Origin of the sequence: Halobiforma lacisalsi AJ5 (genome assembly GCF_000226975.2) — an archaeon.
GTDB classification, from domain to species: domain Archaea; phylum Halobacteriota; class Halobacteria; order Halobacteriales; family Natrialbaceae; genus Natronobacterium; species Natronobacterium lacisalsi.
Window position 1 is genome coordinate 2,807,299 of record NZ_CP019285.1, and the last position, 22,758, is coordinate 2,830,056.

Consider the following 22,758-nt stretch of genomic DNA (forward strand, 5'->3'; position numbering starts at 1 on the left):
GAGTAGCATGGAAAACTTAAACCCGTCGAACTGGACTCCTCGAGCGGGCGTTTCGAGGTGTCCTTTCGTCTTTCGTGAACGAACACCATGGACCTGCCGTTCGCCTCGTCCCCGTTCCCCGGGTGCGACGCCGTATCAGCGCTCGAGAAAGTTTTATTCTGAAAAGTTTCCAACCAAAAGTACTATTTGAAAAGACATAGTAGCTTTCTCCTATGTGGCCAGTAGATTTATACGCGATGAGCGCTGCACCGACCATCGCCACCCCCACGGCGATGGCGAACGCAGGGGCCGTCGACCTGTTCAAGACGGTCGGTCCGTCGGTTCGTGCCGCCGCCGGGTTTCTCGGCACACTTCTGGTCGCGATGGTCGTCCTCGGCCTCGTGCACGAGCACGGGTTGAAATCCGTCGCGAAGGCACGTCGTAGCCCCGTTATTTCGATCTGCGTCGGCCTCCCGGCGACGCTCGTGATCGCAGCCCTGGGATCGACCGGCGCGTTCATCGTCGGTTCGAGCCTCGGGACGTTCTTCGGCGTTCCGCTCGTGATCCTGGGCGCGGTCGTGCTCCCGGTGCTGACGACGTTCGGCTTCGTCGCGATCGGTGCTACCGTCGCCGCCCGTCTCGGCCGCGACCGATTGGGTACCGGTGTCCTCGTCGGGAGCCTGTTGGCCGGCCTCGGCACCCTTTCGCTCCCGTCGGCGATCGTCCTGACGGGACTGGCCGCGTCGCTCGGCGTCGGTGCGGGCATCCGCGTGCTGGTCGGCGCCGGCGGCTCGAGCCAGCCCGACGACAGAACGGTCCCGCCCGCGAACAAGATCTGAGCACCCGATCTCACGGCCGACCGGCGGTCCGTCTGGCCACGTCGGACCGTCGTGACGGCCCCGGTTCGTGACTTCCTCGCCGATACTGACGTCCTGTTAGAGCCCCTATAAAACGGGTTTTCCGCCACTTACATCCGCGACGTGGGTGGCCGTGACACGGAGTGTCGCGTCGGCCGTCTTCTAGGCAGTATCCGTGTCGGCGGGGCAGTCGAACCCCGCGACTCGAGAAACTGACCCCGCCGTGGCCGTCGGCCGATGCGCGATCGGTTCGGGGACGAACGTGGGCCGAACGAAAGCCGGTGTGAAGAACAACGGTCCAACGCGAAAATCGAACCGGGAGTGGATCGCCAACCTGGAACCGACGCGTCGCTCGAGGACCATTCGAAACGACGAAGCAGGAATGGAGTCGATCGAGATTCGACTCGAGGAGTCGGCGGTCGTCGATTACGCTTCCGCTTCGTCCGCGAGTACGTCGTCGTACTCGCCGGCGTCGACCTTCTCCTTGAACTCTCGAGCGTCGTCGCCCTCGATGGTGACGCCCATCGAGGCGCAGGTGCCGACGATCTCTTTCGCGGCGTTTTTCGTGTCGTACGCGAGCAGGTCGGGGTGTTTCTGCTCGGCGATCTGCTTGACCTGGTCGATCGAGAGGTCGGCGACGAAGTCCTCCTGGGGTTCGCCGCTGCCCGTCTCGAAGTCGGCCTCGTCTTTGATCAGTTCGGCCGTCGGCGGGACGCCGACCTCGATCTCGAAGGAGCCGTCGTCCTCGTAGTCGACCGTGACGGGGACCTCGGTCCCGTCGAAGGCCTCGGTCTGATCGTTGATCTCCTGTACGACAGCCTGCACGTCGACGGGCGTCGGTCCGAGCTCGGGACCGAGCGGCGGGCCGGGGTCGGCCTGGCCACCCGGAACGAGCACTTCGATGGTTCCAGCCATACCCGTGACAACCCGTGCGCGAGTTTTAAGGGTTGCTTTTTCGGGCAGTCGGCGTCTGTGATACACTGACGCGGATCCCCGGCCGGTTCCTCCCGTCGGATTACTCCACGCTCTCGTCGCGCCACTCGGCGAACGACTCGAGGACGTGCGCTTCGTCGAACCGCTCGATACACGGGACGTCGTAGGGATGCAGTTCTTCGACCCGGTCGACGAGGTCGTCGTACGCGTCGACGGTGGTCTTCGCGAGCAGCGCGACCTCCTCGTCGCGCTGGACCTCGCCGTCCCAGCGGTAGGTCGACGTGATCGGGAACCGATTGACACAGGCGGCAAGTTGCTCCTCGACCAGTCGTCCGGCGATCGCATCTGCCTCCTCGGGGGGAGCCGTGATGTACGCGGTCGGCATCGTCGGGAGCTACGGTCGAGAGGACAAAAAGAGCCGCGAGTCCGCTTTCGGGCGGCGCTCGAGCAGCGAAAGTCGCTCGCGCGACTGGACGTGAACGCCGGTCAGGGGCCCCGGAGGTCAGGAGTCGTTCTCAGCGACCGGATTGAACGTGCCGTTGATGTCCCACTCGTGGAGGCAGTGGGGGTTGCCGATCAGTTTCTCGCCATCGTCCCGGTCGAGTTGCCAGGCCTCGAGGTCGTCGTCCCATCGTTCCGCGCGACCGCACCGTTCGCAGACCCGCGCGGTCGGCGTTCGTACGCGTGCACTCATTGACGGACCTGGGAACTGGACGCATATAACGATGCGTACCCGCGGCAAACAATGCGAGTTGTTCACAAAAGTCTAGGTACGAATCGAGCGCGCCTCGAGCGTCCCGCGCGAGGGACGCGATCAGTACACGGCGTCTTTGATCTCGTCCCGGAGATTCTCGAACGTCTCGAGGTACTCGCGGCGTTCCGTACGCAGGTCAGCGAGGGCTTCGTCGTAGTCCTCGACGTGGTCGGGGACGTAGTAGTCCTCGATCTCGAGGCCGGGAATCGACTGGGGAATCGTCAGCCCGGTTCGGTCGTCCTCGGTCCATTCGATCCGACCGCGGGCGGCTTCCGTGAGGATCGTGACCGACTCCTGGACGCCGACGTCTTTCGATTGCTCGCCCAGGTAGCCCGTGTTGATGACGTAACAGTCGACGTCCAGTGAGGCGACGAGGTCACGGAAGACGTTCCCTTCCTCTCCCTCGGAGCCGATAATGAACGGGTTGGTCCCGACGACACGGATCGATTCGCCCGCTCGAGAGGGGTCGCCCGCGCTGGTCTCGATCGACTCGCCGAGCATGAACGCGACCGCCGACTGCTCCTCGGTGAGTTTCGCGACCGGCGGCATCAGGGGGTTTCGCGTGATGAAGAAGACCTGATCTATCCGCTCCAGGTCGATCTCGTCGTCGGCGCTCTCGAGTTCGTCGCGCTGGACGATCGCCCGCGAGTTGGCAGTGTGGCGATCATCGTCGAAGTCGACTGTCCCGTCCTCGTCGACGGCGACGTTCTCCAGGATCGCAGACTCGTCGGTCGCCGCGGCGTAGAGTTCAGGCTGTTCGTCCTCGTCCAGCCCGATCGTCTTGATGAACAGCCCCTTCCCCTCGCTGCCGGCGACGGAGCCGTCCGGGAGGAGCCCGCAGACGTCGTCCTGTAACATCGCGGCGTCCTCGGGATCCTCGAGCCAGCAGCCGTGGGACGTCAGCGTCGACTTGCCGGTCGCGGACAGGCCCATGAACACCTGGCCGACCGTCCGCAGGTCGCCGTCGGCGTCGCGGACCCGGACGCGCTTGCTCCCGGCGTGGAGCCCGAGTCCGCCGCGTTGCTTGATCCGGTACATGAACAGCCGGAGGAACGATTTCTTGGCTTCCCCGGTGTAGTCGCTGCCCAGTACGGCGGTAACGCCCTCGTCCGGAAGCACGCGGATCGCGGTCTCGTCGTAGTCCGGATCCTGAACGGTGTAGAAGTCGGGCTCGGCGTCGGGGTCCTCGACGGGTTCGAACAGGTTTGCCCAGGCGAGGGCGATTCGCGCGTGGTCGACCGGCACGAACAGGCGACAACGGAACGTCGCCTCCGGGTGGCGGCCCATCCGACGGTCGACACAGAGCATCTCCCGTTCGTCCGCGCGGGTAATGGCGTCGTCGACTAGCTCGCGGTCGCGACCGTCGAACTCGTGGTCGACGGCGTTTTTCGTCCGATCGGCGCTGCGAGAACGGAACTCGCTGACGTAGGACGGGGAGCCGAACTCGGTGGTCGTCTCCTCGTGGGCGGCGAGTTCACGCAGTTCCTCGAGCGAGGGGTTGTACCGAACGTTCGACGCGGCGAGTGGGTCGGGAAGCTCCCGTGTGAGCGGGCGGGGCTCCGTCCCGGTTTCGGACATATACCTAATCCACCATCATCCTGATGTATAAACGTGGAGGATTTTGATCGGAGTGTGTCACTACCTACCCAGACACTAACGAGTATGTCGGGTTCCGAAGCACTTCGAGGGCCCGAATAGTCGATTCCTTCTCGAGCGAAGAATGATCATAATCCATATCATTGTAGGAATGTACTCGTATAAGAAATAATTTTATTCTCGAGTATGGAGGGCGTGTACGTCGATCCGACGGGGAGCAATTTTCAGTTCTGGTATTCGGAACCAAAGCTCCAATACCGGGGTCTCCCTCTTCGAGCGCATGGTACGCGGTCTCGACATCGGACCGGACGCGATCAGGTCGGCGACCGGTGAGACGGACGCCCCGACGATCGACTCGGAACCGGCCGTCGTCGTCCCGGTCGACGACGCAGCCCTCGAGTCGATCGACCACGACGTTCGGACGATCGGCCGAGAAGACGGGAACGACGAGGTGTACGCGGTGGGCTCGAGCGCGGCAACCGTCGCCGACGCCCTCGGCGAGGACCTCGAGCGGCGATCGATCCTCTCGAATGGAGTTCTCGAGACGTCGACCGACGCGGAAGCGGCGCTGACGGCGACGCTCGAGTCGATGTTCGGAAACGAAACGGTCGACCGAGTCCGATACGCGACTCCGGAACCGCGGCCGTCGGATCCTGCCGCGGTCGCGGACCACCGGGAGACCGTCGAGTCCGTTCTCGCCCAGTGGGGAATCGAGGCCGCACCGATCGGCAAGGGGTTCGCCGTCGTCTACGACCAGCTTCGATCGGACAACTACACCGGGATCGGGATCTGCCTCGGCCACGGGCACACCAGCTTCTCGCTCGCGTACTACGGCGTCCAGTCGCTGTCGGTGTCGATCCCGCGAGGCAGAGACTGGGTCTGCGAGCGCGCGGCGTCGGAAACCGACCGTTCGCCGTCGGCCGTTGGGGACGTCCTCGAGACGTTCGAACTGGATCCCGAGACGACGGGGGAGATCGAGAGCGCGATCGCCGGCGCGTACGACGACCTGATCGGCGACCTGATCGACGCGGTCGTCGACAGGGTTGACGACGGAGCCGTCCAGGATGGCGTCGCGGTCCCGATCGCGATCGCGGGCCCCGGTGCGGTCGATGGCCTCGAGTTCCTCGTGGGAGGGCGATTCGACGCCGGCGGACTGGGCGCCTCGATTCGCGGCGTTCGACTGGCCGACGAGCCGACGGAAAGTGTCGTCAGAGGCGCGCTCGCGGCCGCGTGCGACGACGATTTCGCTGACGGGGACGAGGCCGGGATCCGGGATGCCGACATCGACGTCGAATCCGACGAACGACGCGTCCCCACAGCCGATGAGGACGACGGGGAGACCCGCCTCTCGTTCGACGCGATGGCCGACGACGGCGGAAACGAGGCCGCGGGATCGACCCGCGCCGATCCCGCGACGGACCTCCTCGAGACCCTCTCCGAACGGTTCCCGGACGACGACGAACTCCGCGCGGTCGAAGCCGAACTGGACGACGTTCGCGACGAACTCGAGGGGATCGAGGAACGGACCGCGACGCGGGAACGCGTCGTCGCCCTCGAGGATCGGGTCGACGCCCTCGCCGACGAGGTCGCCGATCTCGAGGAGCGGCGGGAGTCGGACGAGGACGACGCGCTCGCGGACGACCTGGCGGACGACCTCGCGGCGGCGTCGGCGGCGGTCGAAACCCTCGAGAAAGACGTCGATGAACTCTCCGCACGGATAGCGGCGGTCGACGGGCTTCCGTCGGCTGTCGAATCGCTCGAGGACGACGCCGACGAGCTAGCGGACGATCTGGCTGACCTCGCCGAGGAAACGGCCGACGAACGGGACCGTATCCGTGACGACCTCGATTCGGTCCGCGACGACTGCGAGTCGGCGACGGCCGAACTCGACGCGCTCGAGGATCGCCTCGAGACGGTGGCCGCCGACCTCGACGACGTCCGGGCGGAGCAGGACGACCACGCCCTCGCGAGCGATCTCGACGCGCTCGAGGACCGACTCGATTCGGCTGCGAACGACCACGAATCGCTCGCAACGGAGGTCGACCGGCTGGCCGAGCGAACGGACGGAATAGATGCGCTCGAGGATCGACTGGACGATCTCACGGAGCGGGTCGACAGGGTAGACGATCTCACGGAGCGGGTCGATGGACTCGGCGATCGAATCGAACGCGTCGACGACTTCGAACGGCGGGTCGACGAACTGGAACCGCTGGCGGACCGGATCGACGAACTCGAGGCCGTGAAAACGGAACTCACGGCGCTCGAGGACCGCCTCGACGAGCAGGGTGATGACGTCGACGCACTCGAGAGCCGCCTCGTGGATCTCGAACGCGTCGAAGAGCGCCTCGAGGAGATCGCGGAAGTACGGGATCGTCTGGACGAACTCGAAGGGCAAACTGCGCGTACCGACGACCTCGCGGACGTCGAGGAGCGGTTGGCCGACGTAGCCGATCTGGCGTCGACCGCGGCGGACCGCGAGGCCGTCGAGGAACTCGAGGACGAGATCGACGCTATCCGCGCAGTCGAGCAGCGGATCGACGACCTCGAGGCTCTCGAACAGCGCGTCGATACCCTCGCCGATCTCGAGGATCGGACGGTCGACTCCGGAACCGTCGACGGACTCGAGGATCGGCTCCTCGCGCTCGAGGATCGCGACCCGACCGTCGACGACCTGGCTGATCGGCTCGAGACCCAGAACGCCCGCCTCGACGGCGTTTCGGGCCGCACCGAGGAGGTCGCCGAGCGCCTGGACGCTCTCGATCGCGACCTCGACCCCGGCCTCGAGTTCGACCCGGCGCGCTCCGAGGACGTGGACGGGCTGGCCGACCGCCTCGACGGCCTCGAGTCCTCCCTCGAGACCGTCGAGACGCGCCTCCGGGCGCTCGAACCGGACGACGAAAGCGAGGCCGACGGCTCCATCGTCGAATCCGAACTCGCAACCGCGACGCTCGCGGGCGGCGGGGGTGCCGGGCTCGTCGCCGGAGCCGTCGTCGCGCTCGCCGGCGACGGCACGGTCGGAGCGGGTGCGGCGGCGCTGGGCCTGATTCTCTTGGGCGTCGCGGCCGTCGCGGGTCGCTAACCGACCGACGGACCCTATCTGTCCTCGACGATCGCGTCGTCGGCAACGTTCGGCGCGCCGACGACGAGCACGCGACTCTCCTCGATCGCCCGGATCTGTCGCCAGGATTCGGGCGACACGACGAGGACGTCCCCGGAGGTGAGTTCGACCACGTCGCGGTCGTCACCGTGTTCGATCGTCACGTCGACGGTCCCCTCGAGGACGACGTACAGTTCCTCCTGTTCGTCCTGTCGGTGGGAGGTGTTCTCCTCGCCGGCGTCGTACTCCCAGACGCTCGGCCGCATCCGATCGGGCCGGAGTTCGGGTCCGATCGGCAGCAGCGTCGGTTCGATGTCGTCGAGTTCGTGGGGCTCGACGTTCTCGAGGTCGACCATCGAGTACATAGCAGGGGGTTCCACGATCGGCAGCAAAAAGCCGCGGCGCTCGTGTTCGTGGTCTTCCCGTCGCCACTGTGGGCGAGCCATCGGCTCCCGCAACGGGTGGTGTACTGCGGAGACACGGGATACAGTAGCTGGGACCGAACGTGACACGCCGAAAGGAGGCCCTACTCCCGGCTCAAATCGCGGTTTCCGTTCCGTCACCACGCCGCCGACGGGTGCTGTCGAGTGCGTCGTCGACCGGTTTCGGCCGGCCGTAGTGGATCCACGCGTACTCGAGCCGTTCGGGAGTGACGTACGTCCCCGTTACTCCTCGGCCGCAATCGCTCCGTCCCCAGTCAGCCGTCGTCCGTAACCAGCAAGAGGAGGGCGAGCAGGGCACCGAGCGCGATCGAAGCGGCGAGCAGCCGGAACGAGGTCCGAAATCCGGCGACGTCCGAGAGCGCGCCGACGATCGCCGGCGCGACGGCCCCGCCGCCCATCAACAGCGTGCGGACGACGCCGAGCCCGCCGCCGGCCACGTCATCCGGGATCGCCGACATCAGGTACGCACTCCTGACGGGCCTGAACCCGTGCAGACCGAGGCCCGAAGCGACGAGCGCGCCACCGAGCGCGATCGGACCTGCGGAGCCGGTCAGTGAAACAAAGGCGACGAGCGCGGCCGCCGCGAGCCCGAGCGAGCCGACGACGATCGGGAGCCGACCGATCCGGTCGCTGAGTTCCCCGGTGACGAGCTGGACCAGGCTCGCCAGAAAGAGCGCGCTGTAGAGCAGGCCGGCCGTCGCCTCCGAGACCCCCGCGGTCTCGGTCAGATACAGTGGGGCGAACGCGACCAGCCCGTTGTAGGTGAACGAAAACAGCAGAGTCACGGCCACGAACGTCGTGAGCCGGCGATCACGAAACAGTCCAGCGTACCGGCGGACCTCGTCGACGTCGATCCCGGTCGCTCCGGTGCCGTCGGCGGCCGCTTCCCCGGGCACTCGATCGGGGACTCGAGCCAGGAACGCGCCCGCGAGGGCGAGCCCCGCGACTCCCGCAAGGAGGAAGATCACGCGCCAGCTCTCGCCGAACGCGTAGGCGACCCCGCCCGCGGCGACGATGGCAGCCGGGGCGACGACCCCACCGAACGCGCCGAAAGTATCGAGCACGCCCAGCGCCCGGCCCGTCCGTGCCGGGTACGCTCGAGAGAGCAACCTGACGGCGACGGTCTTGTGTGCGCCGGTGCCAGCACCCATGACGAGCATCGCCACGATCAGGACCGGGAACGGCGAGGCGACGACCAGCGAGAGGGCGGCAGCCGCGGCAACGACGGCACCGACGGCGATGACAGTGATCGATCCGATCCGATCGGCGAGGACGCCGGACGGGAACTGCACGGCGGCGTAGATCAGCATGAAGCCGGTGAACGCCGATCCGAGAACGGCGTTCGAGACGCCGTAGCTCTCCTGGAACGGCCCGAAAAGCGGTGGAAAGGCATACCGGAGGAACTTGGCGAGAAACCAGATACCGGCGGTCAGGAGCAACACGTCGAGTTCGGCGACGCGTCGTCTCGTTCCGGACGGGGACATTCTCGTTCGGGGGACTGAGTCGGCGCACCGAGAACCCTCCGATTACATCGTCGTAATCCTAGTATGCCATTTAATGTCACATAAGTGTATAGCCACTTAATCGAGAGAATTTATATTCGGGTTCGTCGCAGTAGACGGCATGGCAGTGAACACGACCGCCGACTGGAGCGATCCGGCAACGTGCCCGTACTGCGGCGACGACCTCGAGTCAGCCGGAGCGGGCTTCGTCGACCACGTCGACGACAACGACCCCTGCAAACGCGAGTTCGACCACTGGCGGAACAACATCGCGGGCGACCTCGCCGGCGAGTGGGGCGGTTAACGCTCGTATCGAAGCGCACGGCGAGGTAGTCGACGGTGGCCGTCCTCGGAACGAGTACGGAGAGGCGGTCGCTCGGAGTTGGGCCCGTCCGTCAGGATCGGAGAAAACAGCGAACGCAACGGTTCGCGTCCCGATATCGGACGGGAAGCCCCAGAAACGGGAGCGAAACGTGGTCAGTCGAAATCCGGGAGGTCCTCCGGCGGTTCGTACTCGGCTTCCCAGTCGATGTACTCCTCCTTGAGCACCTCCGAGACGACCTGGCCGAACTCCGTTAACTCGGCGTTGATCGACGAGACCGTCCCCCAGGTGTCGAGTTCGGGGTGGTACTCCCGTGCCTGCCAGTCTTCCGGAATGCCGGGTGCGTGATAGCCGACGCGGTCGGCGAAGTCGTCCCAGAAGAAGTCGAACTCCGAGAAGAGTTCGAGGTCCCGGGCGATCTCGTACTCCCGTTCCTCGAGGTCGGTCTCCTCCCGCCAGGCCTCGAACGATTCCTCCCAGGCCCCCTCCTCGAGGAACGTCTGGAGCTCCTCTCGGCGGTAGTCGACGTCGGTCCCGTCGGCGCTGATCGTCGCGTCCTCGTACTCGTTCGGATCGACGAACTCCAGTTCCGGCGGCGCAGGGGGTTCGACCTCGAGTGCCATGCGCGTGGCTACGGCCGGTTCGGGGATAAGAATTCCCACCTCGGGTGCGCGCAAGGCCGGACGGCTACGGTCCGGCTCCGGGTCATCGTGACCCGCAGCGACAGCGCGAGGTGGCCGATCTGCTTTCGTAGTCGGCGAGAAATATCTATATTCTTTCCATTAGAGAGACCCCAGATGACGGAGCAAAGAGCAACTCTCTGGTTCGAACGTCGAACGCGTTCGACAAAAGTACCAAATAGCGTTTACAACACCCGTGTGTCCATCCTCGTATGGAACAGCGCTTCCATCGGTACGGACGGCGTCGCGTGCTCGGCGCGATCGGTGCCGGCACCGCGCTCGGACTGGCAGGCTGTCTCGACGACGACTCGACCGACGACAACGACCCGAACGACGGGGCAGACGGAACCGACGAGACGTCTGACGGGGAGTCTGACTCGAGTGACGCCGATGCCAACGACAATACCGACGAGAATACCGACGATACCCCCTCGGTCGAAGAGGCCGTGGCGTTCCCGGAGGGGCGGGAGTGTACCGTCTGTAACATGATCGTCGCCGACCATCCCGACTGGAATGCCCAGCTAGTACACGAGGACGGGCATCGCGAGTTTTTCTGCTCGACAGGCTGTCTGGCCGCCTACTACGCGGTTCCGGAAACGTTCGACGGTCCGGAAACGGAGATCGAAGGCGTCTGGGTGACCGACTACGAGAGCGGCGACCTCGTCGACGCGTCCGACGCGTCGTTCGTCCGGGTATCCGATCCCGATCACGTCGACGACGTCATGACGCGCAATCCAACCCCGTTCGCCGATCGGGACGAGGCCGAATCGTTCGTCGGCGAGTTCGACGCGTACGACGAGGACGACATCCTCGAACTCTCGGCGTTCGACCGGGACCTCGCGGAGTACTACCGTGGGAACCTCCTCGAGGGGAACGACGGCGGCGATAACGGACACGATCACTGACCGCACAGAGCGATCTGCGGCGGCTATAACCCGGAGGCGTGACAGTGTTTCGCTACGTCGGTACACGCAACCCCCCGCTCGATCCTCGGCAATCGGAGGCGATAGCCGACGCATCCGCGCTTCCGGTCGGTGACTGGCTGCCACCGTCGATCGCGCCGCTGTTGTTCGCGATCGTCGCGTTCGCCGCGGTCGGGACCCTGACGCTTTTCATCGTCGGCCTGATCGGGTACGCGCGACGCTCGACGTTCCGCTATCGCGTGCTGACGGTCGCCCTCGGCGCGCTGGTCGTCCGTTCGATCGTCGGCGCGGGCACCACATTCGGGCTCGTCCCGATGGTGGTCCACCACCTCGTCGGGCACGGGGCCGACCTCCTCGTCGCGTGGCTCTTGCTGTATCTGCTCTACTGCGAGCGGGGAACCACCGTTCGTGAAGCCGATATCGATGCGGCAACCGAACTCGAGATGAAGCGAGACGAGTGAACCCTACAGTTATTCCGACGACGACCCTATACCCGCTATGGGCAGCGACGGCGGCAGGGACTACAGTCCCACCGAGATCTTCGCGATCAAGTTCGTGCTGGCCGACGTCATCATCATCGCGGCGTTGGTACTGGCCGGTCCGTGGGTCGCGGTCGCCATCACCGGCCTGTTCGTCCTCAGTTTCCTGCTCCTGTGGTATCTGATTCAGGCAGAGCCGTTCGCCGACGATGAGCCGATGGGAGAGCGGGAAGTGGCGAGCGAGGACGCCGGCGTCGACCCCGTCACGAAACTCCAGCAGCGGTACGCCGCGGGCGAACTCTCCGACGCCGAGTTCGAGGCAAAACTCGAGCGCCTGATCGAGGGCAACGAGCGGGCCGAGAGCGCAGGGATCGACACCGAAGAACTGGAACTGGAACTCGAGTTCGAGCGCTCCGGTCCCGAGTGAGTCGGGATGCGGAGCCGTCACCGCGAACCAAACACTCAATCGCCGTCCGGCCCTACTACTGTGTGATGACCGACTACGAGGGCGCGATCCTGGACGTGGACGGGACGATCGTCCGGGGCGACCAGTTGATCCCGGGGGCGAGCGACGGCCTCCGGGCGCTCGAGGACGCGGGCGTCTCCCGGCTGCTGTTTTCGAACAATCCGACCCGGGGGAGCGACCACTACCGGGAGAAACTCGCGCCCCACGGCGTCGACATCGGACCCGACCGCGTGTTGACCTCCGCGACGGTGAGCGCGTCGTATCTCGCCCGGAACCACCCCGACGCACACGTCTACCTCGTCGGCGGGAACCGTCTCGCGTCGATCCTCGAGGACGCGGCGATAAGCGTAACCGACGATCCCGAGGCCGCGGACGTCGTGTTGGGCTCGTTCGACCGGGGGTTCTCCTACGGCACGCTCGGGGACGCGCTGCGGGCCTTCGAGAACGAGCGCGTCGGCGAAACCGAGGGCCAAACGGCGAGTTCTGGGGCTCGGGCGAACGGGGGTGCCGACGGCGATGATGACGGCGAGATGGACGGCGACGCCGACGCCAACGCTGGCGCTGGCGCTGTTACCATTGACGGCCCCGTCCCCTTCTACGGCACCGATCCCGACGCGACGATACCCGTCGAGAACGGGACGATCCCGGGATCGGGCGCGATCCTCGCCGCGATGGAGGCCGTCGCCGGCCGCGAACCCGATGCCGTCCTCGGCAAGCCGTCCGACGTCGCCGCCGACGCTGCGCTGGATCGGCTCGGCGTCGCTCCCGAATCGGTCCTCGTCGTCGGCGACCGGCTGGACACGGACATTGCGCTCGGCAACCGGGCCGGGATGACGACCGCGGTGGTCCTCTCGGGGGTGACCGACCGTGCGACCCTCGAGGAATCGCCGATCCAGCCGGATTACGTCCTCGAGTCGCTCGGGGAGGTCGAGCGGTTGCTCTGATACGGCTTGCTGTATCGATTTCCCGGCGCAACCGCCGCCCGGGTCGCGGGTGTGCCGGCACTGACGGACAGGAACCCGTATGAGTCGGGCCGAATTCCGTCCTCTTCGGGAAAACGTATTTGCCGAACGGGTTGCTATACTCACATATGAGGGACCGACTCACCAACGTGCTTCGAAGGGCCCGCTACGCAGCGATCGGGGCAGCCATCGGAGCCGCAATCGGGGCACTGTTCAGTCGAAACGCCGCGAGTACCGGGGGCGCGATCGGGGGCCTCGTCGGCGCCATCGTCGCGGAGACGAGGGAAACGGCCGACGAACTGCTCGAGGAAGCCAAAGAACGAACCGGGAAGACGGACTGACGGGCCGACCGCCGCCGTTCCTTTTATACTGAATTGCGAGGCGAATACCCCGACCCACCGTGGTCGGGTATGAAGCCGACAACTCGTGATACAAACCATTAAGAAACAATACGACGAATCAAGAGACAGCGATGGAATACAGTCACCGCTACCACGCCTACCCAACACAAGAGGTAGCGGCTGAACTGGAACATCATCTTGACGTTCATCGCCAACTCTACAACCACGTCCGATGTGACTACGAACAAGCCCCGGAAGACGACAAGCCGAGCGAGTACGACCAGAACAACAAACTTCCCGAGTGGAAACGCAAGTGGCCGGTTTTCGGTGAACTGCACTCGAAGGCCGCACAAGCTACCGTCGCTCGTTTTCACCGTAACCTCTCGAACCTTCGTAAGAAAAAGGAGAAAGGGTACAAGGTTGGTCGGCTCAAACGGCAAGCACCCACTGAGTACCAGAGCGTGACGTACAGTCAGTCTGGTTTTGACCTCGATGAAAAGAGGGGCTACGACAAATACGCATACGTTCGCTTCAGCAAGATTGGCTGGGTCAAAATCCGGTATTCTCGCCCGATTCCCGACCACACCACCATCAAAGAAGTCACATTCAAGAAAGAGACGACTGGCGAGTGGTTCGTGTCCTTCGGTCTGGAAACCGACGACACCGACTTGCCCGAGAAACCCGACGTGGAGTCGCTCGACACGAGCAACAGTGTCGGGATTGACCTCGGCATCCTCAACTACATCCACACATCGGACGGTAAGACCGTGGATTGGCTCGACCTCGAAGACGACTACGAGCGACTCCGACGCGAGCAACGCAAACTCTCACGGAAAGAGAAGGGGTCGAACAACTACGAGAAACAACGGCGAGAAGTGGCGAAGGGTAAGCGCCATCTCAAGCGGAAGGTGCTGGACTATCAGCACAAGATTACGACGTGGCTCGTCAAAGAGTACGACGCCGTGTTCGTGGAAGACCTCAACGTATCAGGGATGCTTCAGGGAGAGGGGAACGCTCGGAACAAGCAGGATGTGGCGTGGCGACAGTTCATCACGCTCCTCGAATACAAGGCCGACCTCTACGGCGCTCACGTTGTTCAGGTCGAAGCACGAGGGACGACGAAGGAGTGCGCGTCGTGTGGTGTGGAGACGGCGAAGCCCATCTGGGTCAGGGAACACTCCTGCCCGTCGTGTGGGTTCAAGACAGATCGGGACGCAAATGCGGCGATGAACGTCTTGCAGAGAGGGTTTTCTGAATTAGGGCTGGGATGGCCCGAATCAACGCCTGTGGAGACTGTGACCGCTACGGGCACCGCTGATTTTCAGCGCGTGTCTGCAAGTCACGTCATCGAAACAGGAAGCCTGCCCTCGTGAGAACAGGATTCCCCGCGCCACCGTGCGCGGGGTAACATTCAATGTACAGCCGTCCGACCGAGGGATGGATGAGCGACTTCGTTACGCCACCGCCGCTCGAGCGTGGCGACCGGATCGCGGTCGTGGCACCGGCGTCGAACCCCCGGTCGGAGTTTCCGCACGTCTACGACCTCGGCCTCGAGCGGCTCCGCGAGGTGTTCGACCTCGAGCCCGTCGAGTACCCGACGGTCTCGATGACCGACGAGGAGCTATCGGGCGCGGAGGGTCCCGAAGCGCGTGCGAAAGACCTGATGGACGCCTTCGAGGATCCCGACGTCGACGGCGTCGTGGCCGTCATCGGCGGTAACGACCAGATCGGCGTCCTCGAGCACCTCGAGCCGGACGTCTTCCGGAAGAACCCAACCCGGTTCTACGGCTACAGTGACAACACGAACCTCGCGCTATACCTCTGGAACCTCGGGATCGTCTCCTACCAGGGACCGATGGTCTTCACCGAACTGGGGATGGACGGCTCCATGTTCGAGTACGGTATCGAGTACGCCGAACGCGCCTTCTTCGAGGAGTCGCTCGGCGAACTCCGGCCCGCCGACCGCTTCACGGACGAACCCGGCGACTGGACCGATCCGAACGATATCGAGGAGCCGCGGAACACCGAATCCAACCCCGGCTGGCAGTGGGCCGGCGGCGACGACCCCGTCTCGGGGCGCGTCTGGGGCGGCTGCCTCGAGATACTCGACCAGCAGTTCCTCGCCGGCCGCTACCTCCCCGACGAGGACGACCTCGAGGGAACGATCCTCGCGCTCGAGACCTCGGAGGAACTCCCGGAACCGACCTGGGTGGCAGGGGCACTCCGGGCGCTCGGCGAACGGGGGCTGCTCGAGCGGTTCGACGGCGTCCTCGTCGGTCGGCCGCCGGCCCGCTCGCACCTCGAGGATCGGCCGCCCGAGCGCCGCGAGACCTACCGGGAGAACCAGCGAACGGCGATCGAGGAGGTGTTCGCGACGTACAACCCGTCGGCGCCGATCGTCTTCGACGTCGACTTCGGCCACACGTACCCGACCGCACCGATCCCGATCGGCGGGCGCGTCGAGATCGATCCCGGGGCAGAACGGATCCGCTTCGAGTAGAAGCGACGATCAGTTCCCGTTCTCTCCGTCGATCGCTTCCCGTCGCAACCGTTCTTCCTCCTCCGTGGAGACCGTCAATTCGGGGACCGTCGTCGGCTTGTTGTTTTCGTCGATCGCGACGTAGACGAAGTACGATTCGGTCGTCTTCTCCCGCTCGCGCGTTCGCAGGTCCTCGCGCTCGGCGACCAGCCGCACCTTCACGCTCGAGGTGCCCGCCTCGTAGACGTAGGCGGTGATGTAGGCGGTGTCACCGACTGGAATCGGCCGCTCGAAGTTCATGCTGTTGACCCGTGCGGTGACGCAGGTTTCGCCGGAGAACCGCATCGCGGACATCGCCCCGACCTCGTCCATCCACTTCATCACGTTCCCCCCGTGGGCGACCTCGAGCATGTTGGCGTGGTTGGGCTGGACCATCTCCCGGTTCTCCACTACCGTCTCGATCAGATCGGTCATCGGTCTACGTTCCGCCAGGACGGTTTTGATTCTTTCACTCCGCGCCCGCGCACCGGTCGGTTCGACACTGGTAAAAGTCGCGGCCGAGTTGAACCGCTAATGAGCGATGGAGGTGGCGTCGACGTGCCGGAGCCGCCCGACCGGCCGGAATCCGAACCGGGCGGGGACGGGAACCGCGGTACCGGCTCCGTCGACGTCCTCGGGACTGCACACGTCTCGCAAGCGAGCGTCGACGAAGTTCACGAAACCGTCGATCGCGACCAGCCCGACGTCGTCGCCGTCGAACTCGACGAGGGTCGCTACCGCCAGATGCAGGGCGGCACGCCCGACGACCTCGAGGCCGAGGACCTGCTGTCGGGCAACACCGTCTTCCAGTTTCTGGCCTACTGGATGCTGTCGTACGTCCAGTCACGGCTCGGCGACCAGTTCGACGTCGAACCCGGCGCCGACATGCAGGCCGCGATCGAGGCCGCGGAGCGAAACGGCAGCGGCGTCGCCCTGGTCGATCGTGACATCCAGGTGACGATCCAGCGGTTCTGGCGGCGGCTCTCGTTTACCGAGAAACTGAAAATGATCGGCGGGCTCGCGCTCGGGATCACCGATCCGCGAACGATCGGGCTGGCCCTCGGCGCGGCTGCCGGCGTCCTCGCCGGGATCGTCCTCACCGTCTTCGTCGGGCCCTTCCTGGGGTACGGCGACGCCCTGTTACTCGGTGTCGAGAACCCGACGACGCTGCAGTACGTCGGCGCGGTCGGCGCCGGTGCCGTCGGCGGCGTTTTGCTCGGGCTCCTCTTTCTCCCCTCGCTGGAGACCGTCGCGGACGACGACGGCCGACTCGACGGGTTCACGGTACGCCTGCTGGGCGGTGCAGCGATCGGCATCGCCGCCTGTCTGGGACTCGTCGCTACCGGCACGTTCGTCGGCCCGTTCTCGGCGGCGAACCTCGAGGGGGCCGGCGTCTACTCGATCCGGGGCGCGCTCGGGGCCGTCGCCGGCCTCGGGTTCGGCGTCGTCGCGGGCGGGGTCCTCGGACTCCTCCTCGACGCCCTCGGCGGGGACGTCGAGGAGGTCGACGAGATCGACATCGAGGAGATGACCGACGGCGACGTCGTCGGCGCGATGATGGAGGAATTCCGCCAGTTCAGCCCGCGAGGGGCCAACGCCCTCATCGACGAACGGGACGCCTACATCGCCCACAACCTCCACCAACTGCGACAGCAGGGGTACGAGGTGCTCGCCGTCGTGGGCGCGGGCCACCGGGCCGGCATCGAACGCTATCTCGCAAACCCCGAGGAACTGCCGCCGATGGAGTCGCTGACGGGCACCGCGTCGGGACGGCGGTTCTCGCCCGTGAAGCTGTTCGGCTATCTGGTGATGCTGGCTTTCTTCGGCTTCTTCTTCCTGCTGATCATGGCCGGCGTCAGGAACACGTTCCTGCTCCAGCTGTTCGCGGCGTGGTTCCTGTTCAACGGCATCTTCGCGTTCACGCTGGCCCGCCTGGCCGGCGCACGATGGTCGAGCGCCGGCGTCGGCGGCCTGGTCGCCTGGCTGACCAGCATCAACCCGATGCTCGCGCCGGGCTGGTTCGCCGGCTACGTCGAACTCAAACACCGCCCGGTCAACGTCCGCGACATCCAGACGCTCAACGAGATCGTCGGCGACACCGAGCGGCCGATCGGCGAGGCCGTCGAGGACATGTTCGACGTCCCGCTGTTCCGGCTGATCATGATCGTCGCGCTGACGAACATCGGGAGCCTGATCGCGACCGTGCTGTTCCCGCTCGTCGTGTTGCCGTACCTGGCACCCGACATCGGCGGCGTCGACGCCCTGATGAACGAACTGCTACGCGGAGCCGAGAACAGCCTCGAGTTGCTCCGGGAGGCGCTCCGATGAGCGTGCGCGCCGACCGCCGGTCCCAGCCCGGGCCCGAGTTGACGTTCAGCGACAAGGAACTGTTCGACCTCGCGGTCTCCTGGCTCGTCCTGAGCGTCGCGTTCGCGCTGTTGCTCAGGCCGATCCATCGGGTCGATGGAATCTCCCTCGGTTCGTTCGTGACGATGGTCGGGCTGAGCTTCGTGACCGTCGGGGTCGCCTTCCTGTTGCACGAACTCGCACACAAGGTCGTCGCGATCGAGTACGGCCAGATCGCCGAGTTCCGTGCCGACTATCAGATGTTGTTCCTGGCGATCATGAGCGCGCTGATCGGCTTCCTGTTTGCCGCGCCGGGAGCCGTCTACCACCGCGGCCGCATCACGAAACGGGAAAACGCCATGGTGGCGGTCGCCGGACCCGTGACCAACCACCTGCTCGCCGTGCTCTTTCTCCCGCTCATGGTGTTCGGGGGGTACCTCGGCGTGATCGGCCACATGGGCGTGCTCATCAACCTCTTCCTGGCAGCGTTCAACATGCTGCCGTTCGGCCCGCTCGACGGGAAGACCGTCCTCGAGTGGAACACGGGCGTCTTTGGGGCAGTCTTCGCTCTCAGCGTAGCGTTGCTCGCCGGGTTCGTCGTGCTGTTCGGGTTCTGGTGACGGAGCCGTCGGGCCGCAATAGTATTTCGACGCTCGCACCAGACCGTTGATGGCCGTTCCGCCCGACGATTCCAGTATGCACACCGGCGACGGTGACGGAGCACGGGCGTCGAGCAGCGAGCACGAGGGAGTCATCGTCTGCGAAATCGACGAGCGCCACGACGTCGGGTGGCTCACCGACACGCTCCCGCGGCTGGTTCGGCTCCCCGGCGTGGAGTCGATCGATGTCGACCGTGACACGTTCGCGGACGCCGAGTACCTCCAGCTCGTCGTGACGTTCTCGTCGGAACGGGCATGGGCGCGGTTTGCGTCCGGCGACGGCTGTCGACTCGTCTCCGTTCTCGAGTCCCGGCTGGACCGACCGGGAACGTGACGATAGGGCGCGAGCCCGAGACGGCTCCGGTCGTAACCCGCGGGCGACCGGTGATCTTTTGCTCACACCGGTCAGTCGTTCGAACATGACCGAGTCCGCGGACGACGGCGAGGGCCAAAAGCAGGAGCAGGAGCAGGAGCAGGACCAGGACCAGGACCAGGACCAGGACCAGGACCAGGAGCGACTCACCTACGCCGACACCGGCGTCGACATCGAGGCCAGCGAGGACGCGACGGCGGCGCTGCTCGAGGCCTTCGGGAGCGATCTCACCACGGAGTACGCCGGTCTGCTCGACATCGGCGACCGCTACCTGGCGCTTGCGACCGACGGCGTCGGCACCAAACTGCTCGTCGCCGAGGCGATCGAGGACTACTCGACGGTCGGCATCGACTGCATCGCGATGAACGTCAACGACCTCGTCGCCGCGGGCGTCGAACCCGTCGCATTCGTCGACTACCTCGCGATCGACGAACCCGACGAGGACGTGGCGAACGGGATCGGCGAGGGACTGGCCGTCGGCCTCGAGGAGGCCGACCTGACGATGCTCGGCGGCGAGACCGCGGTCATGCCCGACGTCGTTTCCGGGTTCGACCTCGCCGGGACCTGTGCGGGCCTGGCGGCGAAAGACGACGTGCTCGAGGGGGAGGCCGCGGTCGGCGACGCCCTCGTCGGGTTCCCCTCGAACGGGATCCACTCGAACGGGCTCACGCTGGCTCGCGAAGCCGTCACGCGCGATCACGAGTATACGGATCCGTTCCCGTACGGTGAGGGGACGATCGGCGAGGAACTCCTGCGCCCGACCCGGATCTACACGGACCTGCTCGAGCCGATGGGCGAGCACGGCGTTCGGGCAGCGGCCCACGTGACAGGCGGCGGCTGGACGAACCTCCTGCGGATGGGCGAGCACAAATACGTCATCGACGATCCGTTGCCCGCTCAGCCGGTCTTCGAGTTCGTCCAGGAGGAAGGCAACGTGACCGACGAGGAGATGCACCGGACGTTCAACATGGGCACCGGGTTCGTCGTCGCGCTCCCCGAGGACCGCGCCGCGGACCTCGTCGCCGAGACGGACGGTCGGGTAATCGGCCACGTCGAGGAGGGTGACTCCGTCGAGATACGGGGCCTCTCGCTGTCATAGTCGCCCGATATCGAGTTCCGGCTCCTGGTTACCGATCACCCATCGGCGTCGCGTCGTCGCTCACCCGGAGGTCGTCGAGTTCCGCGAGCAGGTCGTCGACGTCCGGCCGATCGAACGTCGATCGTCCCCGGTGGACGAAGGCCAGTTTCGGATCTTCGCTCCGAAGGTCGACGATGACGACCTCGGGCATGCGGCCGAAGAAGTCGCTGACGTTCCCGAGAACCCCGAACCGAACGGGCTGATCGTAGGCGTCGCCGACGGCGGCGTCCGGATCGGCGAGCAACGGAAACGGAAGGTCGTACTTCTCCTGCCACTCCGCCGCGCTCTCGCGCGGTTCCGGAAGGATCGAGACGACCGCTGCGTTCCGTTCCCGGAAGTCGTCGATCCTGTCGGCCAGTTCCCGAACCTGGCTTCGACAGTTCGTACAGTAATAGTCCCGCTGGAAGAACAGGACCGCGAACTCGAGGTCCTCCGGCAGGTCCGCGAGCGAGAACGGGTCGGGTCCCGGGCCGACGTTCGGCAGCGAGAAGTCGGTCGGCGCCGTCGGTTCGGTGGTCATACCGTCGTGTTCGCCCTCGGCCGGAAAAGCTCCATCCCTCCTCGGGGATCAGCCCCCGTCGAACCGCCGTTCGATCTCGGCTTTCGTGTCCGCGATGACCTGCCGCTCGGCGCGTCGCATCGCCCGGATGGCCTCCTCGGTGTAGTCGATCGACGGGCTCGGCAGGGCGGCCGCGAACGGCCCGCCGAGGACCTCGCCCGGATCGATCTCGACCGCGAAGACGAACGCCTCCCCGTGTCGCTCGATCGGGCCGGTAAACGGGAAGACCTCCTCGGCGAGTTCGGTCGCTTCCGGGAGGTCGAACGCCGCGCGCGCCGCCGGCCAGAAGCGGTCCTCCGGCCGGTCGACGATCGGCGCGATCCCGTCGCCGAGACGCCGTAGCCGCTCGAGGACGGCCTCCTCGACGGCTCGCCGTTTCGCCGCCGAGACCCGCGGATCGAGCGCCTGGACGTAGCCGTCGCGTTCGAGCAACTCCTCCGCGAAGGCATCGATCGGCTCGTCCCCCTCGACGTACTCCAGGACGAGGCGGAACTGCTCGAGCGAGCCCCGTCGGTAGGCGTTCAGTTCCGGTTCGACGACGGCCCGCTCGAGCGCGTCCGCGTTTGTCCGGAGTTTGTCGACGACGGCTCCGCCGGGGCCGAGTCCCGACCCCCGGAGCGCGCGGGCGACGCTGAACTCCCGTCTGGTCGCCTCGATCGTGTCGTCGAGGAACCGCTCGAACCCGTTCCTTGCGGCCGTTCGAGTCATGTGGGCGGTTCTCAGGACGGGACCGTATTGAAGCTTCGTGGAATGTCGACCGACAGACATACCTTTTGCCGCTCCAACCTCGCACCGACTCGTGTCCGTCGCGAGACTTCGCTCGGCGGCCGTCGATCGCACGCCGCGACTCTGGTGTCTGTGGGCCGCGAGTCGACCGAGCCAGGTCGCGCTCGTGTTGCTCGTCTATCTCCTCGGCGTCGGCCTCTCGACTGCGGGGCCGCCGGTAGCCGCTGCGGAGACCGCGACGGGGCCGAGCGAGGTGACCGCCGAGCCGTTCCTCGGACCGGTAGTTGACGGCGCACTCGCGTTGCTCCCCGTCACGGTCGCGATCCACTACGCCAACGAGTACGCCGACGTCGAGACGGACGCCCTGACGGACCGGACGCCGTTTTCGGGCGGGAGCGGCGCGCTCGAGGCGACCGGCCTCCCGCCCGCTTTCCTCCGGCGGGCGACGATCGTCGCAGTCGGCCTCTCGGCGGCCGCGATCGTCGCCGGTCTCGTCGCGGGGGCGTTGCCGCTCGAGACCGTTGGGCTGTTGGTCGCCATTTTGATTCCGGGGCTGGCTTACTCCCTACGGCCGCTGACGTTGATTCGCCGGGGTGTCGGCGAGTTCGTCAACGTGGCGCTCGGCGGACTGTTGCTCCCGCTGTACAGCGTTGCGGCCGTCTCACGACCGACCGAAATCGCCGCCCTCGCGGTCGTCCCCTTCGCGCTCGCGGTCGGCTGTAACCTGCTCGCGACCCACTGGCCGGACCGGGAGGCCGACGCCGCGGTCGGCAAACGGACCCTCGTCGTGCGGTGGTCGCCCGACCGGGTCCGGCGCGTCTACGCCGTACTGGCCGGGGCGGCCACGGCGGTTACCGTCGGACTGTGGGGAGTCGACGTCCTGCCGACGACCGTGGCGCTTGCCACACTTGGGCCTCTGGCCCTGCTCGGTCGAGGCTGGTGGGTACTGACACGTCAGCGAAGCCCGTTTCCCTCGGTGCTCGCGATGGTCGGCGTCGCCGCAGGGTCGACCGCCGCGTGGTGGTGGGTCGGCGTCTTTTCGTGATGGAAGGCGAAAGCGAGACCCGGTTCCGTACGGATCGCATCCGACCGCGGACGGTTTTTA

The 22,758-nt window shown here is 65.9% G+C and carries 25 protein-coding genes; 15 read left to right on the forward strand and 10 right to left on the reverse strand.

Annotated elements, in window-relative coordinates; all coding sequences use genetic code 11:
• The first annotated feature begins 272 nt into the window (after positions 1–272).
• Positions 273–818, forward strand: coding sequence for a hypothetical protein (locus CHINAEXTREME_RS13575; protein ID WP_007141901.1), 546 nt, complete (start codon positions 273–275; stop codon positions 816–818).
• 444 nt (positions 819–1,262) lie between these two features.
• On the opposite strand, the gene CHINAEXTREME_RS13580 is transcribed toward CHINAEXTREME_RS13575, so the two are convergent.
• The 4 genes from CHINAEXTREME_RS13580 to CHINAEXTREME_RS13595 form a co-directional block, all read right to left on the reverse strand.
• Positions 1,263–1,751 carry a 50S ribosomal protein L11 gene (locus CHINAEXTREME_RS13580; RefSeq protein ID WP_007141902.1) on the reverse strand — a complete coding sequence of 163 codons (489 nt, stop codon included), beginning with the start codon at positions 1,749–1,751 and terminating at the stop codon, positions 1,263–1,265.
• A 100-nt stretch (positions 1,752–1,851) separates the two neighbouring features.
• A complete protein-coding gene (cutA, locus tag CHINAEXTREME_RS13585) occupies positions 1,852–2,154 on the reverse strand; it encodes a divalent-cation tolerance protein CutA (RefSeq protein ID WP_007141903.1) in 303 nt (100 codons plus the stop codon).
• Positions 2,155–2,271: 117 nt separating this feature from the next.
• On the reverse strand, positions 2,272–2,463 hold the full coding sequence (locus CHINAEXTREME_RS13590; RefSeq protein WP_007141904.1) for an HEWD family protein: 192 nt from the start codon (positions 2,461–2,463) through the stop codon (positions 2,272–2,274).
• A gap of 120 nt (positions 2,464–2,583) precedes the next feature.
• A complete protein-coding gene (locus CHINAEXTREME_RS13595; protein ID WP_007141905.1) occupies positions 2,584–4,101 on the reverse strand; it encodes a phosphoenolpyruvate carboxykinase (ATP) in 1,518 nt (505 codons plus the stop codon).
• A 298-nt stretch (positions 4,102–4,399) separates the two neighbouring features.
• On the opposite strand from CHINAEXTREME_RS13595, the gene CHINAEXTREME_RS13600 reads away from it, so the two are divergent.
• Positions 4,400–7,198, forward strand: a complete 2,799-nt coding sequence (locus tag CHINAEXTREME_RS13600; RefSeq protein WP_007141906.1) for a disk-shape morphogenesis protein volactin — start codon at positions 4,400–4,402, stop codon at positions 7,196–7,198.
• 14 nt (positions 7,199–7,212) lie between these two features.
• On the opposite strand, the gene CHINAEXTREME_RS13605 is transcribed toward CHINAEXTREME_RS13600, so the two are convergent.
• Entirely contained in the window at positions 7,213–7,581 is a 369-nt protein-coding gene (locus CHINAEXTREME_RS13605; RefSeq protein ID WP_007141907.1) for a cupin domain-containing protein, read from the reverse strand.
• Positions 7,582–7,913: 332 nt separating this feature from the next.
• Complete coding sequence (locus tag CHINAEXTREME_RS13610) at positions 7,914–9,143, reverse strand: MFS transporter (protein ID WP_007141908.1); 1,230 nt, start codon at positions 9,141–9,143, stop codon at positions 7,914–7,916.
• Positions 9,144–9,282: 139 nt separating this feature from the next.
• On the opposite strand from CHINAEXTREME_RS13610, the gene CHINAEXTREME_RS13615 reads away from it, so the two are divergent.
• On the forward strand, positions 9,283–9,465 hold the full coding sequence (locus tag CHINAEXTREME_RS13615; protein WP_007141909.1) for a DUF7501 family protein: 183 nt from the start codon (positions 9,283–9,285) through the stop codon (positions 9,463–9,465).
• 173 nt (positions 9,466–9,638) lie between these two features.
• On the opposite strand, the gene CHINAEXTREME_RS13620 is transcribed toward CHINAEXTREME_RS13615, so the two are convergent.
• The gene (locus tag CHINAEXTREME_RS13620; protein WP_007141910.1) at positions 9,639–10,106 is read right to left on the reverse strand and encodes a hypothetical protein; all 468 of its coding nucleotides are present in this window, start codon (positions 10,104–10,106) and stop codon (positions 9,639–9,641) included.
• A gap of 269 nt (positions 10,107–10,375) precedes the next feature.
• On the opposite strand from CHINAEXTREME_RS13620, the gene CHINAEXTREME_RS13625 reads away from it, so the two are divergent.
• The 7 genes from CHINAEXTREME_RS13625 to CHINAEXTREME_RS13655 all read left to right on the forward strand — a co-directional run bounded on the left by CHINAEXTREME_RS13625 (position 10,376) and on the right by CHINAEXTREME_RS13655 (position 15,834).
• Entirely contained in the window at positions 10,376–11,068 is a 693-nt protein-coding gene (locus CHINAEXTREME_RS13625; RefSeq protein WP_007141911.1) for a nitrous oxide reductase accessory protein NosL, read from the forward strand.
• A 38-nt stretch (positions 11,069–11,106) separates the two neighbouring features.
• The gene (locus CHINAEXTREME_RS13630) at positions 11,107–11,547 is read left to right on the forward strand and encodes a DUF7471 family protein (RefSeq protein ID WP_238593284.1); all 441 of its coding nucleotides are present in this window, start codon (positions 11,107–11,109) and stop codon (positions 11,545–11,547) included.
• Positions 11,548–11,584: 37 nt separating this feature from the next.
• Positions 11,585–11,992 (forward strand): SHOCT domain-containing protein, encoded by a 408-nt coding sequence (locus tag CHINAEXTREME_RS13635; protein WP_007141913.1) that lies wholly within the window; start codon positions 11,585–11,587, stop codon positions 11,990–11,992.
• A gap of 65 nt (positions 11,993–12,057) precedes the next feature.
• Complete coding sequence (locus tag CHINAEXTREME_RS13640; protein ID WP_007141914.1) at positions 12,058–12,975, forward strand: HAD-IIA family hydrolase; 918 nt, start codon at positions 12,058–12,060, stop codon at positions 12,973–12,975.
• A 146-nt stretch (positions 12,976–13,121) separates the two neighbouring features.
• Entirely contained in the window at positions 13,122–13,334 is a 213-nt protein-coding gene (locus CHINAEXTREME_RS13645) for a YMGG-like glycine zipper-containing protein (RefSeq protein WP_007141915.1), read from the forward strand.
• Positions 13,335–13,465: 131 nt separating this feature from the next.
• Positions 13,466–14,707, forward strand: coding sequence for an RNA-guided endonuclease InsQ/TnpB family protein (locus CHINAEXTREME_RS13650; protein WP_007141916.1), 1,242 nt, complete (start codon positions 13,466–13,468; stop codon positions 14,705–14,707).
• A gap of 68 nt (positions 14,708–14,775) precedes the next feature.
• Positions 14,776–15,834 (forward strand): S66 family peptidase, encoded by a 1,059-nt coding sequence (locus CHINAEXTREME_RS13655; RefSeq protein WP_007141917.1) that lies wholly within the window; start codon positions 14,776–14,778, stop codon positions 15,832–15,834.
• Between the two features lie 9 nt (positions 15,835–15,843).
• On the opposite strand, the gene CHINAEXTREME_RS13660 is transcribed toward CHINAEXTREME_RS13655, so the two are convergent.
• On the reverse strand, positions 15,844–16,287 hold the full coding sequence (locus CHINAEXTREME_RS13660) for an acyl-CoA thioesterase (RefSeq protein ID WP_007141918.1): 444 nt from the start codon (positions 16,285–16,287) through the stop codon (positions 15,844–15,846).
• A gap of 99 nt (positions 16,288–16,386) precedes the next feature.
• Here CHINAEXTREME_RS13660 and CHINAEXTREME_RS13665 point away from each other — a divergent pair, with 99 nt between their 5' ends.
• From CHINAEXTREME_RS13665 to purM, 4 genes are all read left to right on the forward strand, one after another.
• On the forward strand, positions 16,387–18,180 hold the full coding sequence (locus tag CHINAEXTREME_RS13665; RefSeq protein ID WP_007141919.1) for a TraB/GumN family protein: 1,794 nt from the start codon (positions 16,387–16,389) through the stop codon (positions 18,178–18,180).
• Entirely contained in the window at positions 18,177–18,818 is a 642-nt protein-coding gene (locus CHINAEXTREME_RS13670; RefSeq protein ID WP_007141920.1) for a zinc metalloprotease, read from the forward strand. The genes CHINAEXTREME_RS13665 and CHINAEXTREME_RS13670 overlap by 4 nt, the downstream gene beginning before the upstream one ends.
• Before the next feature lie 76 nt (positions 18,819–18,894).
• Positions 18,895–19,191: a hypothetical protein gene (locus CHINAEXTREME_RS13675; RefSeq protein ID WP_238593285.1), complete on the forward strand. Its 297-nt coding sequence runs from the start codon at positions 18,895–18,897 to the stop codon at positions 19,189–19,191.
• A gap of 85 nt (positions 19,192–19,276) precedes the next feature.
• On the forward strand, positions 19,277–20,329 hold the full coding sequence (purM, locus tag CHINAEXTREME_RS13680) for a phosphoribosylformylglycinamidine cyclo-ligase (protein WP_076738740.1): 1,053 nt from the start codon (positions 19,277–19,279) through the stop codon (positions 20,327–20,329).
• Between the two features lie 28 nt (positions 20,330–20,357).
• Here the strand turns inward: purM and CHINAEXTREME_RS13685 are convergent, their stop codons facing one another.
• Entirely contained in the window at positions 20,358–20,888 is a 531-nt protein-coding gene (locus CHINAEXTREME_RS13685; protein ID WP_007141923.1) for a peroxiredoxin family protein, read from the reverse strand.
• Positions 20,889–20,936: 48 nt separating this feature from the next.
• Complete coding sequence (locus CHINAEXTREME_RS13690) at positions 20,937–21,635, reverse strand: hypothetical protein (protein WP_007141924.1); 699 nt, start codon at positions 21,633–21,635, stop codon at positions 20,937–20,939.
• A 91-nt stretch (positions 21,636–21,726) separates the two neighbouring features.
• Here CHINAEXTREME_RS13690 and CHINAEXTREME_RS13695 point away from each other — a divergent pair, with 91 nt between their 5' ends.
• Entirely contained in the window at positions 21,727–22,698 is a 972-nt protein-coding gene (locus CHINAEXTREME_RS13695; RefSeq protein ID WP_007141925.1) for a prenyltransferase, read from the forward strand.
• The last annotated feature ends 60 nt before the right edge of the window (positions 22,699–22,758 follow it).